This window comes from Haemophilus parainfluenzae (assembly GCF_900450995.1).
Taxonomy (GTDB): domain Bacteria; phylum Pseudomonadota; class Gammaproteobacteria; order Enterobacterales; family Pasteurellaceae; genus Haemophilus_D; species Haemophilus_D parainfluenzae_O.
In genome coordinates this window covers 1554335-1570812 of sequence record NZ_UGHY01000002.1, presented here as the reverse complement: position 1 = coordinate 1570812, position 16478 = coordinate 1554335, and the positions used below count along the sequence as shown (strand labels likewise).

Genomic DNA, 16478 nt, shown 5'->3' with positions numbered 1-16478 from the left:
CCGTCAATCGGGCAAAACCTTTACCACCACCTTTGAAATTGTGCTGGATTGTTTGGCAGCGGAAGCTCGGGAGAACGCACCCGATGGGTCATTTTATCGCGAGGCGAACGCCAAGCGAAAGAAGCCATCAATGAGGGCGTAAAACGCCACCTTGAAGCCATTGGCGTGGCGTGTGAAATTGCTGAAGTGCCTTTTAGCCCAACCATCAATGCGTTGGAAGTGATTTTCCCCAATGGTTCCAAAATCACAGCATTACCAGCTAACCCCGACACTGCTCGTGGTTTTTCGGCGAATGTGTTTTTAGATGAATTTGCGTTCCACGCCGACAGTCGTGAAATCTGGAAAGCTCTGTTCCCTGTCATTTCCGCAGGCTGGAAGTTACGTGTGGTTTCAACGCCTAACGGCAAGGGCAACAAGTTTTACGAGTTGATGACCGACTTGGAGAATACCGAATGGTCACGCCACACCGTGGATATTTACCAAGCGGTGGCAGACGGTTTACCGCGTAATATCGAACAACTCCGCAAAGGTTTGAATGATGAAGATGCGTGGGCTCAAGAGTTTGAACTCAAATGGCTTGATGAAGCAAGCAGCTGGCTTTCTTACGACTTGATTGATGCCGTTGAACACGAACAAGCAGGCAAGCCTGAACTTTATCAAGGCGGTTCGTGCTTTGTGGGAATGGATATTGCGGCTCGTAACGACTTAACCGTTATTTGGGTGATTGAATTGGTGGGCGATGTTTATTGGACGCGTGAAATCGTGGAACTCAAACGTGTGCCATTGCGTGAACAACTTGCCGAACTCAACCGCATTATGAAGCAGTATCACGTTGTGGCAGGCAATCTTGACCAAACAGGAATGGGCGAAAAAATGGTAGAAGATGCCCAAGCTGAACACGGCAAACGCATTGCAGGCACGCTGTTTAATTTATCGACCAAGCTCAAAATGGCAACTATTGGCAAAACCGCCTTTGAAGATCGCAAAATTCGTATACCGCAAGGCAACAGCAATTTGCGAGAAGATTTACATAAACTCAAAAAAATTACAGGGGCAAACGGCACGCCACGCTTTACCGCTGAAAGCGATAGCAACGGTCACGCTGACCGCACTTGGGCGTGCTTTTTAGCATTAACTGCGGCAACCGATGCCGTGATGCAGCCTGTAATGGCACACAGCCGCCGACCGCGTAAAAGCAAGGATTTAACCGTAGGATATTAACGATGACACCAAAGAAAAAAGACCTAATCGGCATCATCGCCAGCCGTGCCAACGCGGTGGATTATTGGGCGTTTATGCACTACCTGCCGAACCCCGATCCTGTGTTGAAAAAAATGGGCAAGGATATTTCGGCTTACCGTGAAATCCTATCCGACAGCCACGTAGGCGGCTGTGTTCGCCGCAGAAAAGCGGCAATCAAAGGGCTAGAATGGCGCATTACCCCAACAGGCAATGAAAAAACGGATGAGATTTTAACCGCATTTTTCGACCGCTTGCCGATGTCGCATATTATCAGCCAAATTTTAGATGCCACGTTGTTTGGTTATCAGGCGTTGGAAGTGATGTGGGAAAGCAAAGACGGCTTGTTGTTGCCTGTTGCCATTGTCGGCAAACCGCAAGAGTGGTTCGTCTTCGATGAGGAAAACCAACTTAAACTTCGTACCAAAGAGAACATCAACGGCGAAGAACTGCCACCTTATCGAATGTTGCTGGCAACCCAAAATGCGACCTATATCAACCCGTATGGCTTGGGCGATCTTTCGCTCTGCTTCTGGGCGGCAACGTTTAAGAAAGGAGGCTTTAAATTCTGGTTGGAATTTATGGAAAAATATGGCAGCCCGTGGCTGGTCGGTAAACACCCACGCCAAGCCCAAATTCACGAAATTGATGAACTTTTGGATAGTATGGAAAAGATGTTGGGAACCGCCGTAGCTGCCATTCCTGAAGATAGTTCCATTGATTTAAAAGAAAGTGCAAGCAAAGGGGCAAGCTCACAAGTATTCGATGATTTCTTACGTTACTGCAAATCAGAAATCGCCATTGCGTTACTCGGTCAAAACCAAACCACTGAAGCGGAAGCTAACCGAGCCTCTGCCACCGCCGGGCTAGAAGTGACGCGTGATATTCGCAACGATGACGCCAGCCTTGTGGAAGGCGTGTTCAATCAGTTGCTGGCGTGGATTTGTGAACTCAATTTCAGCGTGGACACCTTGCCAACCTTCGAGCTATTCGAGCAAGAAAGCATTGACAAACTGCAGGCGGAACGCGACAAGATTTTGACCGAAATCGGCGTGAGCTTTACCGAGCAATATATCCACCGCACTTATGGTTTTGAAGAGGGCGATATTGTGATGCAAGAAATCTCCCCTAACCCATCTTTACAAAAGAAAGGGACGGATAAGGTGGATTTTGCCGAGCCAATCCCCAAAAGCGTGATTGAAACCATTGGCGAACAGTTGGAAGTGGAAGGCGAAGCCGTTGTTGAAACTTGGCTACACGATATTCGCGACCGCTTAGGGCAAGCTGAAAGTTTGGAAGATTTTCGCAACCAACTTGATAGCCTAATCCCAGAACTCAGCTATGCCGAATATGGCGAACTGCTAGCGTGGGGTTCAACTGCGGCACAGTTTGCAGGGCGACAATCCGTAGAAGATGAGCGTGTCAAGTCCCCCTCTTTCGTAAAGAGGGGCTAGGGGAGATTTGTGAATGAAATTCACTTTTGAAAATCAAGTCAAATACTTTGAGAAAAAGCTCAATCTACCAACCAACAGCTATTTGGACGTATTGGGCGAAGAACACGACTACTTTTTTATGGTCGCAGGAGCAAACCGCAATGAGGTGCTACTTGCCTTTCGTGAAGCGGTAGATGAAGCCATCAACAACGGCGAAACACTGGAAGGCTTCCGCAAGCGTTTTGATGAGGTTGTCGCTCGCACAGGCTGGGATTACAACGGCGGCAGAAATTGGCGAACCCGTATTATTTACGACACCAACGTTTATGCTGCTTACAATCGCGGACGGTTGCAGCAGCATTTAGACCTTGCCGATGTGATGCCTTATTGGGAATATCATCACCACGACAACGCCCATCCACGCCAAGAGCATATTGATTTGGACGGCACGATTTTGCCGGCAAGCGATCCATTTTGGCGTTATTACTACCCCATTAAAGCCTATGGCTGCCACTGCACCGTGACCGCCCACGATGAGGATGATTTGAAAGAGATGGGTAAAACCGTCAGTCCATCGCCTGAAATCAAATGGGAAGAAAAACTAGTAGGCACACGTTCCGGCAATCCACGAATGGTACGTGTACCGAAAGGCTATGATGTAGGATTTCAACCGCATAATTTTGAACGCTTGACTGCAGGGCGAAATACGGACGTGGATCAGCTGTTGTTCAATAAGTTCGTCAATGCCGAGCCAAAACTTGCCAGCCTACTGATTGAAAACGTGTTACAAAATCCGCGTGCCGTGATGATGTTAAACGGCGCGATGAAGTCGATGGTAGATACCGTTGCCACCGAAAAAATGGCACGTGGACAAATGAAAAACGTGGGCATAATCCCAGCCAAAGTGATTGATAAATTGACCGCACTTGAAAAAGCTCCACAATCTGCCGTGATTGCCGTGCGTGATGAAGATGTATTGCACGCCTTGCGTGATACCAAGCAAACCAAAGGCATTAACCTGCCGATTGAGTTTTGGGAGCAGTTGCCAGAGAAGTTGAGAAATCCAAAGGTGATTTTGTTGGAACGTGATCAGAAATTACCCACCTTGCTTTTTATCTATGAAACCGAGCAAGGCAAAGTTGCGGTAAAAATGGACTATGAAATCAAACTGAAAGATGAATTAAGTAAGAAAAAGCTACCTCATAGAGTCAATTTGGTCAGAACGGCGAGTGTGTTTACAGATAAGTCAGGAATGCACAAATATGAAGTGTTGTGGGGGAAATTATAACGGTGGTTTGCCTGATTCGAACAGGATAATGAGCCTTTGACAGCACAACCTTTCCAGTAGGAAACCCCCACCGTTAAAATGACTATACGCCACTCTTTTTTAAAAGGCAAATGTTATGATCAAAATCACCCTCAACGACATCCAAGCAGCCGCAAAACTCCACAGTATTGCCCAACAACTGCAACACCCTCGCAAGCTCTATGGCGTGCTGGGCGAAACCTTGAAAAAAATCCATACGGAACGCTTTAAGCAGGAAGTTGATCCTGAAGGCAATAACTGGCAACCGCTTTCGCCGATAACCCAAGAGATAAAAGGCAACGACAAAATCTTAAAACATCGAGGTTATTTATCTGAGAGAACGGCTTACAACTACGATGACAACGGCGTTGAATTTAGTTCAGATGCCAAGTATGCCAGATTGCACCAATTCGGTGGTGTCATTAAACCGAAGAAAGGCAAGCGATTAAAATTTGGTAAAGGCGACAACACCGTCTTCGCTAAACAGTCAAAAATTCCTGCTCGTCCGTGGTTAGGTGTCAATTCACAAAATGAGCAAAAATTATTAGAGAAAGCAAAGGCTGTTTTACAACGCCAAATCGACCAAAATCTATAGTATCGCCCAATTTTCAAAAATAACGCATAAAACGCCCATTGTGGCGTTTTAAATCCTATTCGATAAATTATCGTCTAAATCTCCTTGGGCGTGTTTATAAACACCGATAAACACGCCAAAACGCCCCATTCACTCCCTTCTCACTTTCTCTTTCACATTTTCATTCCTTAAACCAGTTTAAAAGTAACAAGCGGTCGTTTTTTCTATGATGTTCGCAACACAAGGAGAACCGAATGACCCTGATTGAAATTTTCAAAGCTGGCAAACGACTAGATGCAAATGGCGTAGAAGTGGAAATTACCATCGATGATTTGCAACAAGCCGTCAATGCCTACGACGTAAACTTTCACGAATCCCCCGCGGTAGTTGGACACCCAAAACACAATGCACCTGCCTATGGCTGGGTAAAACGCCTTGAGTTGGACGGTGATGTACTCAAAGCCGAGTTCGACCAAGTGGATCCTGAATTTGCCGAAATGGTGGAAAAAGGACGATTTAAGAAAGTGTCGTCTTCGTTCTATCTTGCCGATAGCCCAAACAATCCTTGCTCGGGCAGTTTGTACTTACGCCACGTCGGTTTCTTAGGGGCAATGCCACCCGCCGTAAAAGGCTTGCGTAACCCTGAATTTGCCGAAAACGAACAAGGCGTAGTGGATTTTTCCGACTGGGCGGAAGCAGGTTTGTGGCGACGTTTGCGTGAATGGCTGATTGGCAAACACGGACAAGATGAAGCCGACAAAGCATTGCCTGATTATTTAGTCAATAGCGTGGTAGAAGAATCTATCCGCAATGATTTGAAACGGTATCAACAAGATGAAGCAGGTTTTCCTGTGCCGAATTTTAATGAACCGAATAACCCAACTTCAGACCCAGCTCAATCAACCGAAGGAGAACTTGAAATGACACCTGAAGAAATTGAACAGCTCAAGGCAGAAAACGAAAAATTGAAAGCCGAAAAAGCTGAAACCGCGCTCAACCAAGCCAAAGCCGAAAATGCCGACTTTGCCGAAGGCTTAGTCAAAGCGGGCAAACTTGCCCCGATTGCTAAACAGCAAGCGGTAGATTTATTGAACTATGCTTCCACCACAATGCAAGGTGGTGTAGTTGAATTTAGCGAAGGCGAAAACCTACACAGCAAACTCAAAGCCTTTTTGGGTGCTCAGCCACAAGTGGTGAACTTCGGTGAAGTCGCCACCAAAGACAAAGCGGCAGCACCGCAAGATGGTACGGTGGAATATGCCGAAGGCACAAACCCTGCCAGCATCGAAGCTGACCAAAAAATTATGGCGTATGCCAAAGAACACGGCGTGAGCTACACCGCCGCCTTTAACGCAATTTATCAATAGAAGGGAAATTTATGACTGCTCACAATCTCGCAGCACTCCGTGTGCAAGATCCTGTTTTAACCAAATTGGCACAGGGTTATCACAATTTAGAACTCATCGGCGAAATGTTAATGCCGACCGTCGAAATCGACAAAGAAGCGGGCAAAATTCCGAAATTCGGTCGCCTTGCATTCCGCTTACCTAGCACGGTGCGTAACTTACGCGGCACGTCAAACCGTTTAGACCCTGAAGACATCACGGCAATCGACGTGGCGTTGGAAGAGCACGATGTAGAATACGCCATCGACTACCGCGAAGAAAACGAAGCAATTTTCTCGCTCCGTCAATTCGCCTTAAACACCACCCAAGATGTGATTGCACTCGGTCGTGAAAAAGAAGTGGCAACGCTCGCCTTAGACGAAAACAAATACGACAGCGGCAACAAAATCACGTTAAGCGGTACATCAAAAATCACCAGCAAACAAGCAGACATTTTTGCGATGTTCGACACCGGCATTCGTGCCGTGAAGCGTGCGATTGGTCGCAAGCCGAATGTATGCGTGATTGCAGGCGATGTGTGGGCGGCGTTGAAAGAACACCCTGCGGTGATTGAAAAACTCAAATACTCACAGGTGGCGATTGTAACGCCTGAAGTGTTCGCCAAATTGATTGGTATCGACACCGTGAAAATCGGCGAAGCCGTTTACGAAGAAAGCAATCAGCTTAAAGACATCTGGTCGGACGCTATTGTACTTGCTTACGTTGCGCCACGTTCAACCGAACGCAAAGGCACGGTTTACGAGCCGTCTTATGGTTACACCGTCCGTCGTCAAGGTGGTTTATTTGTGGATACCTACAAAGAAAACGGTGGCAAGCTCGAAGTGATCCGCACCACCGATATTCACAAACCGCACTTACTCGGTGCATCGGCAGGCTACTTAATCAAAGGTTGCTTATAACCTCAAAAAATCCCCCTCTTGAGTAAAGAGGGGTTAGGGGAGATTTGTAACACCGTTTCACTAGGAGAAAACCAATGGACAAAACCAAACTCTACGCCGTCATCAGCACCATGGCGATTTACCACAACAATCAACGCTATGAGCAAGGCGATAAGCTCGAACTGACTGACGAAGAAGCCGCTCGCATTTCGCTTTATGTGCAATTAGACGAAGCCGAAGACGAAAAACGCAAGCAGGCGGAAGCAGAAGCTGAAAAAGCTCGTTTAGCAGCGGAAGAAAAGGCTCGCTTAGCAGCGGAAGAAAAAGCCCGTAAAGAAGCGGAAAAAGCGAATAAAAACGACAAAGGCGAAGGCAAAGAATAATGTACATTCAGGCACAAGATTTAACGGACGTGATGGACGAAGTCACGTTAAGACAACTTTCAACGGATAATAGCAGAGCAACAGAAGCCAACCAAGCTGTGATTGCCAAAGCGTGCGAATACGCCACTGAAACCGTGGACGGTTATCTTCGATCGCGTTATCAGTTGCCGTTAAATCAAGTGCCGACCTTAGTGCGTAACATTTGCCTACAACTGGCTCGCTACTGGCTTTATTCACGCCGTCCCGATGGCAAAGGCTTTCCGCCCAATGTGAAAGACGCGCACGCCCAAGCATTAAAAGATTTAGAACGTATTGCCGATGGCAAATTGCATTTGGGCTTGCTGGAAGTCGGAATGGCAGAAGATGACAACTTGCCGTCCGCTTTAAAGTTTAAAGCCCGTGCGCCACAGAAATTGGATTTGTCGGGCTATTAAGGAGAGCATCAATGAGTGCCACTTTACCCATTTTGCAAAGCATCAGAGACCATGTCGAACAGAAGACCACGAGTTTCAGCATCGAACTGTTCCCTGATGACCTTGAACACTATAACCTGCTCGACCCATTCGGTGCGGTGTTGGTGCAGTATGCTGGGTCAAAATTTGAAAGCCTTGATAGCACCGACATTATCCAACAACGCCGCAAAGTGCTGATTGCCCTCACGGTGATTGCCCGCAGTCAGCACGATGATACAGGGGCGTTGGAAATGCTCGACCAGTTACGGCTGGCGATTGTGGGATTTAAGCCGACCAATTGCACCGCTTGTCATTTGATTAGCGAAGAGTTTGCAGGCGAAGACAATGGGCTGTGGCAATACCAACTGGTTATTCAAACCGAAACGTGGCAGGTGGAAGCACACCAGCCGCAAAATTTACCAAAATTTACCGCGGCACGTTATCGCCGCAAAGAACCATAAGGAGAACATTATGGCGTTTCATCACGGAACGAAAACAACACGCGTGGCAGGCGGTTCTGTCGCGGTGGAAACGGTGGACGGTGCAATTATTGGCATCGTAGGGACTGCACCTATCGGCGCAGTCAATGAATTGACCGTGTGCCAAACCACCAAAGATTTTGCTCAATTTGGTGTGATTTTAAACCAAGGCTTCACGTTGCCAGACGCTTTTGACGTATTGGCTCGCTATGCCGCAGGTAAGGTGTATGTGGTCAATGTGTTAGATCCGAAAAAACACAAAACTGACATTACAGACGAAGTCTTAACACAAGACAGCTCCACCTTAATGGCAAAAACAGCGAAAGCAGGCTTATTGAACATCAGCATTCAATCATCTAGCCAAACCTTGCAAGAAGGCACTGATTACAGCGTAAACTTGCAAACAGGTGAAATTACCTTTACTACACGCCACGAAGGGTTAAAAGCGACTTACGCTTATGCTGATCCTGAAAAAGTGACCGAAGCGGACATCAAAGGCGGTATTGACGCTGCTACCGGCAAACGCAAAGGCTTGGAATTGGTGCGTGACGGTTTCAATTTATACGGTGCGGATGCCAAAATTTTAATCTGCCCAGAGTTTGACAAAACGGCAAGCTGTGCAGCGGCTCTTTCAACATTAGCTGAACAGTTAAAAGCAGTGGCTTATGTGCAATTGCCGAAAGGCACATCGCTTTCTAAAGCGATTCAAGCTCGCGGCCCGATTGGTGTATTGAATGCCTCCGCAAGTTCTGAACGTGTGCGCCACTTCTTCCCTTATGCGTTGGGCTCTAGCAATACGCTTGAAAGTTTAGCGGTGCACGCAGCAGGCTTGCGGATGAAAACCGATACCGACAACGGCTATTGGTTCTCCACTTCAAACCGTCAATTGCAAGGCGTAATTGGGATGGAAGTGCCTTTAACCGCTCGCGTGGACGATGAGCAATCGGAAACCAACCTGCTTAACGCGGTGGGTATTACCACGATTTTCAATAGCTTTGGCACAGGCTTCCGCTTATGGGGTAACCGTTCGTCAAACTATCCAACGGTAACCCATATCATCAATTTTGAAACGGCGTTGCGCACAGGTGATTTAATCGACGAAAGCATTCGCCGCACCGAGTTGCAATTTATCGACCGCCCGATTGATGATGCGTTGATTGACAGTTTATTGGAAACAGTGGACACCTATTTGCGAGCCTTGCCAAGTATTGTAGGTTATCGCGTCAGCCTTGACTACGATACCGACTTGGTGGATGAATTTAGCAAAGGTCACGTGCCGTTGATGTATGAATACACGCCGAAATTGCCAGCCGAGCTTATCAGCAATAAATCGGTAATGACCCGTAAATACTTAGTGAACTTGGTGTCACAACGCTAGAAGGAGAAAATTATGAGTACCGCAATTCATCAGATTGTGAACGCCAATGTGTATATGAACGGCAACTCGCTACTTGGCAAAGCCAAAGAGTTTAAATTGCCTGACATCGAGTTCGAGTTTATTGAACACAAAGGCTTAGGGCTACACGGCACAATCAAACTCCCTGCAGGGTTGAACGCAATGGAAGGCGAAGTGATTTGGGATAGTTTCTATCCTGAAGTGCGAGTAAACGCCTATAACCCTTATAAAAATGTGCAGCTTATGGCACGTTCTAATGTGCAGGTATTTGATTCTCGCGGCTTGGCTGCGGAAGAATCACTTGTCACCACGATGAACGTGGCATTTAACAAGACGACAGGTGGAAGCTTAAAGAATAAAGAAGCAACGGAACATTCCGACAGCTTCCAAATTATGTCTATCAAGCAAACGCTGGCAGGCAAAGAAATTTTGTTTGTAGATGTGCTTGCCAACATCTATCGCGTAAACGGTCAAGATGTATTGCAAAAATACCGCACTAATATCGGGCAGTAATTCTTTAAAGCAGTTTAAACGACCTTTAAAGCCCATTTAAGTAAACTCCTTTGTGAAAGTTAAACAACACACTCACAAGGAGTTTTTTATGTCTCAAAAAGTCGATGCGGTTCGCACAACCATTAAATTGTCTAGCCCTGTCCAATTACCTGATGGCACAACGCTCGAAGAGTTAAAAGTGCGTGAACCATTGGTAAAAGATTTTCGTACAGCAAGTCAGCAAGGTAAAACTAACGAAGATCGTGAAATTATCGTTGCAGCACTTTGCTGTGGTTTGGTGTTGGAAGATATGGATTTAATCAAATGGAAAGATTATGTTCAGGTACAACGATTTCTGTTTGGTTCAGATGATACCGATGGAGACGTTAAATAATGCGATTGCTGATGTGGTTTGGTGGTTTGGCTTTTCTGCAGAAGAAATCAATAATTGGACGTTAAAAGAATTAGACGACTGGCTTGCTCAAGCCAACCGTCAAGTTAAGGCGGGTTATATACGTGCTTGACGATAAAATTTAACCAGTCCAATAATTGCCCCTGTGATTGTTGCAGCACTTAAAGAAAGCAAGGTCATTAAAGGGGCAGTTACTAACGCGATAATTGTGCCTAATACAAGATAAAGAATAAAACCCACACCAAAAGCAATAAAGAAGTTGTCTGTGGCATTAAACATACCTACCCAATACCACCAAGAAAACGCTAAAAAACCGATAGAAAACAATAAACCTATCACAGACCAGTAGGCTTTTTCTACTATATCGTAATCTTTCCAGTCTTCTATGATTTCTTTGAACAAGCCAAACATAAATGCCTCCTGAATTTTTCGTATATTTAACATAGTGAGCAAAAAATGGCAAATAATTTAGTACTCGGTTTAGTTATTGGTGCCTCTTTAAAAGGTAGTTTTTCTGCTGCCTTTGGAAAGGCGAATAAAACCATTGAAAACCTTTCTAATAATTTGGGTAAAGCAACCCAGCAAAACGAAAAATTGGGTGCAAAAATGGCGAAATGGCAAGAACGTCAAGCCGCACTACATCAAAAAATGCAACTTGCCTATCTTTCAGGAGATCAGAATATTGGTAAGCTTACTCGCCGTTATGAACGAATGCAGGCAGTAATTGCTCGTACGGCAGAAAAGCAACAATATTTTACCCGTGCTATTCAATCTTCTGAAAAAGCTCAACGTTCCTTATCTAGTACTTTAGAAAAACAACAGGCACGCAAACAAAACCGTGATGAATTAAAAGGTAAGTTAGCTAAATCTACCGCAATAACAGCTAGCGTAGCGTTACCTACGTGGAATGCTGTGAAAACCTATATGCAACAGGAAGAAGCAGCAAATAATCTGAAAATTTCAATGATGAAGGCTGACGGCACATTCGGCAAATTTAAGGAAATCGGCAAAATAGCCGACCAACTTGGCACGGATTTACCAGGAACGCGTGAAGATTTCTACAAGCTCGCCAAAGCAATGAAAATGCAAGGTGTCTCTGATGACACTTTGATTAACGGTGGCTTAAAAACATCGGCAAAACTCAACGTTTTACTTGAAATGGATCAAGAGCAAGGAGGTGAGTTCTTTGCAAAGATGATGGAATCTCACGGTTTATCAGAAGCTGAACTTGGAGCATCAGCAGACGATTTACAACGAGCAATGTTTGCTGCAGGTATGAAAAAAGACGATATGTATGGGGCAATGACCTACTATGCGTCTAATGTTCGTTCGATGAAATTAACAGGGCTAGAAAACTCACAGAAAATTTTTGCGATTGAGGGGCTTGCTGCTCAACAAGGTTTAGAAGGCACATCATTCGGTACAAACTTTTCAACAATGCTTGACAGAATGAGTAAAGGTCCGCAAATGATTGCTGAAGCCAAAAAAGGGATGAAGGCAGAAGCTCGGGATATTCTCAAAAAAAGCGGTGTGAAGTTTGACTTCTGGGATAAAAAAGGCAATTTCAAAGGTATTGACGGAATGGTCAAGGAGCTTGAGAAACTGCAAAAAATCCGAGCAAAATTTGGCGACCAAGCTGCACAAGATGTGGCTGATGCAATGTTTGGCACTGAGGGTAAGCGTGTCGCCTTGTTATTAGGTGAAAAAGGAACGACAGGCTTACAAGATTTCTTACAGAAAATGAAAGACCAAGCCAGTATTGAAGAACGCGTCGCCCAAAAAACGAAAACACTTGGTTCTGCCCTTGAGAGTTTAGGCGGTGCATGGGAAAGTGCGGTCGGGAATATAGGGTCTGTTTTTGCCGATGATATTAAATCGGGAGCGAAAGCACTACAAGGTTTTGTTGAAGATACATTGACACCTTTTGTCAGCGAGCATAAAACAGCGATTAAGTGGATCGCTGCTACTGTAGGCGGTTTTTCCTTACTAAGCACAGGCGTATTAGCAACAAAATTTGCGTTTAGTGGCATAGCATCCATTTTTTCAGCAGCATTTATGCCATTTAAAGTATTTAAGGCAATTAAAGCAGCCAAAGAACTTGAAACCTTAACGGGTACAGTTACCAAAACAGGTAGAGTAATGAAATGGCTTGGCTCAGCCTTTGGTGTTGCGAAAAAAGCTTTTATTGGATTAGGGAAAGCTTTGCTTACCAACCCTATCGGCTTAACCATTACCGCCATCGCTGTTGCCGCCTATCTCATCTATGACAATTGGGAACCTGTTTCAGCTTGGTTTTCCAACCTTTGGACGAAAGTCACAGGTTACTTCCAAAACTTCTGCAACTGGGTGCAAGGCATTTGGACAGGAGCAACTGAATGGGTTTCGAGTGCGTGGACAGGTGTGTCGGATTACTTCGGGCAACTTTGGAATAACATCACCAACTTCTTCAACTCAGGCATTGGCAACATCACCGCCACTATTCTCAACTGGTCGCCACTCGGATTATTCCAGCAAGTATTTTCCACCGTGTTGTCGTGGTTTGGTATTGATATGCCAGCGAAGTTTACCGAATTTGGTTCGAATATTATCAGCGGATTAGTAAACGGCATCAAAAACACGTGGGAGACGGTAAAACAAAGTGTGCTAGATCTCGGTGGAAATATCACATCGTGGTTTAAAGAAAAACTCGGCATTCATTCGCCAAGCCGCGTCTTTAAGGGTTACGGTGTAAACGTGGTGGAAGGCTTGGCAATCGGGATGGATAACGCCCAACCACTCGCCACAGAAGCCAGCAAAAATCTCTCAAGTGCGGTGAAATTTGAGCCTGTTTTAAATAGCGTTGAAACCGCCTTTAAACCGCTGTTAAACGAGAAAAAAGGCTTTTTCGGCACACTGTGGGACGATGTGAAATTCGGGGCGAATTTTGTTGGTAATCTGCTTGGACTTAATCAATCGACCGATTTCCGCACGCCTGATTTTAACCCTGACGCCCAAATCTCCCCTAACCCATCTTTACAAAAGAGGGAGACAGAAGCGTCAATCTTTCACGATTATCAACCGTTAAACCGAAACGCCGTTACAAATAATGAAACCAATCAGCACAACGGCATCGTGGTCAATTTCAACCCGACCATTAACGTGAACGGTAGCCAAAATCAGGGCGTAATGGAACAGGTGCAGCAAGGGTTGAATATGAGCTTTGTGGAATTTGAACGCCTGCTTAATCGCGTGCTAGACCAACGTCAGCGGAGAGCCTACTAAGGAGAAACAACAATGTATTTTATGCTAGGCAATATCGCCTTTGAGCCGGTCAATTTGACCGACTTTTCAGAGACCCATTCTGCAGATTTTGCTGAACACGCGGTGCTCAAAGGCAAGCCAAAACTGCAAGCGATGGGTGAAAAACTGACAGATTTATCCTTTGCCATTCGCCTGCACCACAAAATTGGCGGCGTGGAAAGTCGTTATCAATCGCTACTTTCGGCAAAAGCCAAGCAAGACGCCCTTGCCTTGATGTGGGGTTCAAAATACAAAGGCAATTTTGTGATCACCGATATTTCATCAACCACACTATTTACCGACGGCAAAGGTAATGCCTTAGCTCGCGAGATGAATATCAGCTTGAAAGAGTTTGTCGGCAATGGACAAAACAGCCTACTGGGTGCGGCGTTAAATGTGGGTGGAAAATCCTTGCTCGGTTCGATTTTGCCGCAAGGCTTAGTCAATACGCTTTCTACCGCAAAACGTGCCGTCAGCCATGCGGTGGAGATTTATCAGCAAGGTAAACGAGCGGTGGACGAAGTCCTCAATACCGTTGCCGTGGTTCGCCAACTGGTAAGCGATCCTGCATCAGCGTTGGCATACTTGCCGAGCACGCTGGCGAATTTAAATAACGCCTTGGGGAGTTTTGGCGACGTGGCGGGAATGCAGTCGGCATTGGCTGGCGTGCGAGATTTCTTGCCTGTGGTCAGCGAATTTAGCAGTGATGTGTCGGCGGTGTATGACAATTTGCAAATAATGAAACAGAGTTTCAGTAAAGCCGAATCAAGCGGCTGGGACGATTGGTTTAAACCTGCCGATGAGAGTCTGAGCAATATCAATGAACGGTTAGACAATTTGGCAAATCCTGTGGCAAAAATGACCGCTTGGATTGTACTGCGAACCGATGAAGAAAATCCAGCCGAAACGGAGGTAAACGATGACACAAACCGTCCTTAAACACATCGTCAAACAAGGCGAACGTTGGGATAACCTTGCCTATTATTACTATGGCGATGCGTTGGAATATGGTCGCTTGATTTCTTCTAATCCGCAGTTGAGTTTTTGCGAAGTGTTACCCACAGGAGCGACGGTGTTTATCCCTGTGCTGAACGTGAAACCAACCCAAAACGAAAATCTGCCGCCTTGGTTGCGAGGAAATGCCGATGAGTAACGTGCAAAAACCTGATTTAACGCTCTTTTATGAGAAAACCAATATCACGGCGGAGATTGAGCCGTCCTTGATTGAGCTGACCTACACCGACTATTTGGAAGGACAATCGGATGAGCTTTCTGTTTCCTTTGAGGACATCAGTGGCAAATGGATTCGCCAATGGTTTCCGACACAGGGCGACAAACTCAAGGCGGCGATTGGCTATCAGGGCGAGTCTCTGGTGCAAATTGGGGCATTTGAGATTGACGAGGTAGAATATGGCTATCGTCCGTCCAGCATTACCTTGCGAGCCTTATCCACTGGCATTAGCAAAGCTAACCGCACATTAAAACCCAAAGCCTACGAGAACACCACGCTCGCCCAAGTGGTGGCAGCGGTGGCAAATCGCTTGAAACTCAAAGTGGTGGGCAAAATTCGCCAAATTCCTATTCAACGCATTACCCAATATCAAGAACGCGACGTGGAATTTTTAGCACGCCTTGCTCGTGAATATCATCACAGTTTCAAGATTGTGGGCAATCAACTGGTGTTTACCGATAAAGATGAACTCGGGCAAACCGAGCCTGTGGCAGTATTGGACGAAACCCAGTGTATCAGCATTCGCTTGCGTGATCGCATTAAAGACACGGCAAAGCAGGTGGAAATCAAGGGCTTTGATACAAGCGGTAAAAAAGTGGTAAAAAAAAGCAAAAAAGCCAACGCACTTCGCCCGAAAATGCAGCAGGCACAGGCGGCAAGTGGCGATACGCTCAAAATTACCACCCGTGGCGAAAGCCAAGAACAGATTGATGCCAGAGGTGACGCAGCATTAAGCGAGCAAAACGAAGACCAAAGTGCAGGCGATATTACGCTCATTGGCAATCCCAAACTGGTGGCAGGCTCAACCATTATGCTTAAAAATTTGGGCGTATTTTCGGGCAAATACTTAATCAAGCAATCTCGCCACAGTATTTCACGCACACAAGGTTACATCACCAACATCGAAGTGCGAATGTTGGAATTTATCCCCGATGATTTGATGACTTTAGGCATGGAGATGACGAATGCAAACCCATAATTTTGGTGCGACCTATCAAGAAGGCATTGTGTCGGCAATCGACCCGAAAAGTCATAAAGTGCGGTGTAAAATCCCCGCCCTTGAAGATTTAGAAACCGCGTGGCTCTCATTCTTAACGCCCAACGCAGGCGGCAACCAGTTTTACTGCTTACCCGATGAGGGTGAACTGGTGGCGATTTTACTCGATGCACGTGGTGAAGGTGGTTGCGTATTGGGGGCGATTTATAACGAGCAAGACAAAACGCCTGTTGCCAATGGCGACATTTGGTTCAAAAAATTTAAAAACGGCACAACTATTGCCCACGACCGTAAATCAGGCGATTTAACCATTCACACCAGCGGTAAAGTTATCGTCAATAATTGCGAAGTGGAAGTGAACAACGGTAATGTGAACGTAAATGGTGGCGATGTGATTGCTGACGGTATTTCCCTTAAAAATCATCACCACATCGAACAAGGTGACGGCAAGCCAACCAGCCCATCTCAAGCCTAATTCTTTAAATCAGTTTAAAAGCCCACCTTCATATAGCCTTGTATCA

The 16478-nt window shown here is 45.8% G+C and carries 19 protein-coding genes; 18 read left to right on the top strand and 1 reads right to left on the bottom strand.

What is annotated here, in order from left to right:
* Positions 1 to 48: 48 nt before the first annotated feature.
* From DX522_RS07985 to DX522_RS07925, 13 genes are all read left to right on the top strand, one after another.
* Positions 49 to 1221: a terminase large subunit domain-containing protein gene (locus tag DX522_RS07985; RefSeq protein ID WP_262054200.1), complete on the top strand. Its 1173-nt coding sequence runs from the start codon at positions 49 to 51 to the stop codon at positions 1219 to 1221.
* A 2-nt stretch (positions 1222 to 1223) separates the two neighbouring features.
* Positions 1224 to 2693 (top strand): DUF935 domain-containing protein, encoded by a 1470-nt coding sequence (locus DX522_RS07980; RefSeq protein WP_115180416.1) that lies wholly within the window; start codon positions 1224 to 1226, stop codon positions 2691 to 2693.
* Positions 2694 to 2706: 13 nt separating this feature from the next.
* Positions 2707 to 3960, top strand: coding sequence for a phage minor head protein (locus tag DX522_RS07975; RefSeq protein WP_115180415.1), 1254 nt, complete (start codon positions 2707 to 2709; stop codon positions 3958 to 3960).
* Between the two features lie 115 nt (positions 3961 to 4075).
* The gene (locus DX522_RS07970; RefSeq protein ID WP_115180414.1) at positions 4076 to 4573 is read left to right on the top strand and encodes a phage virion morphogenesis protein; all 498 of its coding nucleotides are present in this window, start codon (positions 4076 to 4078) and stop codon (positions 4571 to 4573) included.
* A 233-nt stretch (positions 4574 to 4806) separates the two neighbouring features.
* The gene (locus DX522_RS07965) at positions 4807 to 5919 is read left to right on the top strand and encodes a peptidase (protein WP_115180413.1); all 1113 of its coding nucleotides are present in this window, start codon (positions 4807 to 4809) and stop codon (positions 5917 to 5919) included.
* 11 nt (positions 5920 to 5930) lie between these two features.
* Positions 5931 to 6857, top strand: coding sequence for an inorganic pyrophosphatase (locus DX522_RS07960; protein WP_115180412.1), 927 nt, complete (start codon positions 5931 to 5933; stop codon positions 6855 to 6857).
* A gap of 74 nt (positions 6858 to 6931) precedes the next feature.
* Positions 6932 to 7219, top strand: a complete 288-nt coding sequence (locus DX522_RS07955) for a hypothetical protein (protein ID WP_115180411.1) — start codon at positions 6932 to 6934, stop codon at positions 7217 to 7219.
* Positions 7219 to 7653 carry a gp436 family protein gene (locus tag DX522_RS07950; RefSeq protein ID WP_115180410.1) on the top strand — a complete coding sequence of 145 codons (435 nt, stop codon included), beginning with the start codon at positions 7219 to 7221 and terminating at the stop codon, positions 7651 to 7653. The genes DX522_RS07955 and DX522_RS07950 overlap by 1 nt, the downstream gene beginning before the upstream one ends.
* A gap of 11 nt (positions 7654 to 7664) precedes the next feature.
* Positions 7665 to 8132, top strand: coding sequence for a Gp37 family protein (locus tag DX522_RS07945; RefSeq protein ID WP_115180409.1), 468 nt, complete (start codon positions 7665 to 7667; stop codon positions 8130 to 8132).
* Between the two features lie 10 nt (positions 8133 to 8142).
* A complete protein-coding gene (locus DX522_RS07940) occupies positions 8143 to 9528 on the top strand; it encodes a phage tail sheath family protein (RefSeq protein ID WP_115180408.1) in 1386 nt (461 codons plus the stop codon).
* A gap of 12 nt (positions 9529 to 9540) precedes the next feature.
* On the top strand, positions 9541 to 10059 hold the full coding sequence (locus DX522_RS07935; RefSeq protein ID WP_005640661.1) for a phage major tail tube protein: 519 nt from the start codon (positions 9541 to 9543) through the stop codon (positions 10057 to 10059).
* Between the two features lie 88 nt (positions 10060 to 10147).
* On the top strand, positions 10148 to 10432 hold the full coding sequence (locus DX522_RS07930; protein ID WP_005640664.1) for a phage tail assembly protein: 285 nt from the start codon (positions 10148 to 10150) through the stop codon (positions 10430 to 10432).
* Complete coding sequence (locus DX522_RS07925; RefSeq protein ID WP_262054199.1) at positions 10416 to 10562, top strand: GpE family phage tail protein; 147 nt, start codon at positions 10416 to 10418, stop codon at positions 10560 to 10562. The genes DX522_RS07930 and DX522_RS07925 overlap by 17 nt, the downstream gene beginning before the upstream one ends.
* On the opposite strand, the gene DX522_RS07920 is transcribed toward DX522_RS07925, so the two are convergent.
* Positions 10547 to 10861: a hypothetical protein gene (locus DX522_RS07920; protein WP_115180407.1), complete on the bottom strand. Its 315-nt coding sequence runs from the start codon at positions 10859 to 10861 to the stop codon at positions 10547 to 10549. The genes DX522_RS07925 and DX522_RS07920 overlap by 16 nt on opposite strands.
* A gap of 45 nt (positions 10862 to 10906) precedes the next feature.
* Here DX522_RS07920 and DX522_RS07915 point away from each other — a divergent pair, with 45 nt between their 5' ends.
* From DX522_RS07915 to DX522_RS07895, 5 genes are read left to right on the top strand one after another with little or no spacing between them, the layout of a single operon-like run.
* A complete protein-coding gene (locus DX522_RS07915) occupies positions 10907 to 13711 on the top strand; it encodes a phage tail tape measure protein (RefSeq protein WP_115180406.1) in 2805 nt (934 codons plus the stop codon).
* A gap of 12 nt (positions 13712 to 13723) precedes the next feature.
* Positions 13724 to 14668, top strand: coding sequence for a phage tail protein (locus DX522_RS07910; protein ID WP_115180405.1), 945 nt, complete (start codon positions 13724 to 13726; stop codon positions 14666 to 14668).
* Positions 14649 to 14882 carry a tail protein X gene (locus DX522_RS07905; protein ID WP_115180404.1) on the top strand — a complete coding sequence of 78 codons (234 nt, stop codon included), beginning with the start codon at positions 14649 to 14651 and terminating at the stop codon, positions 14880 to 14882. Before DX522_RS07910 ends, DX522_RS07905 begins: the two co-directional genes overlap by 20 nt.
* Positions 14875 to 15939, top strand: a complete 1065-nt coding sequence (locus tag DX522_RS07900; protein ID WP_115180403.1) for a phage late control D family protein — start codon at positions 14875 to 14877, stop codon at positions 15937 to 15939. Before DX522_RS07905 ends, DX522_RS07900 begins: the two co-directional genes overlap by 8 nt.
* Complete coding sequence (locus DX522_RS07895; RefSeq protein WP_115180402.1) at positions 15926 to 16432, top strand: phage baseplate assembly protein V; 507 nt, start codon at positions 15926 to 15928, stop codon at positions 16430 to 16432. The genes DX522_RS07900 and DX522_RS07895 overlap by 14 nt, the downstream gene beginning before the upstream one ends.
* The last annotated feature ends 46 nt before the right edge of the window (positions 16433 to 16478 follow it).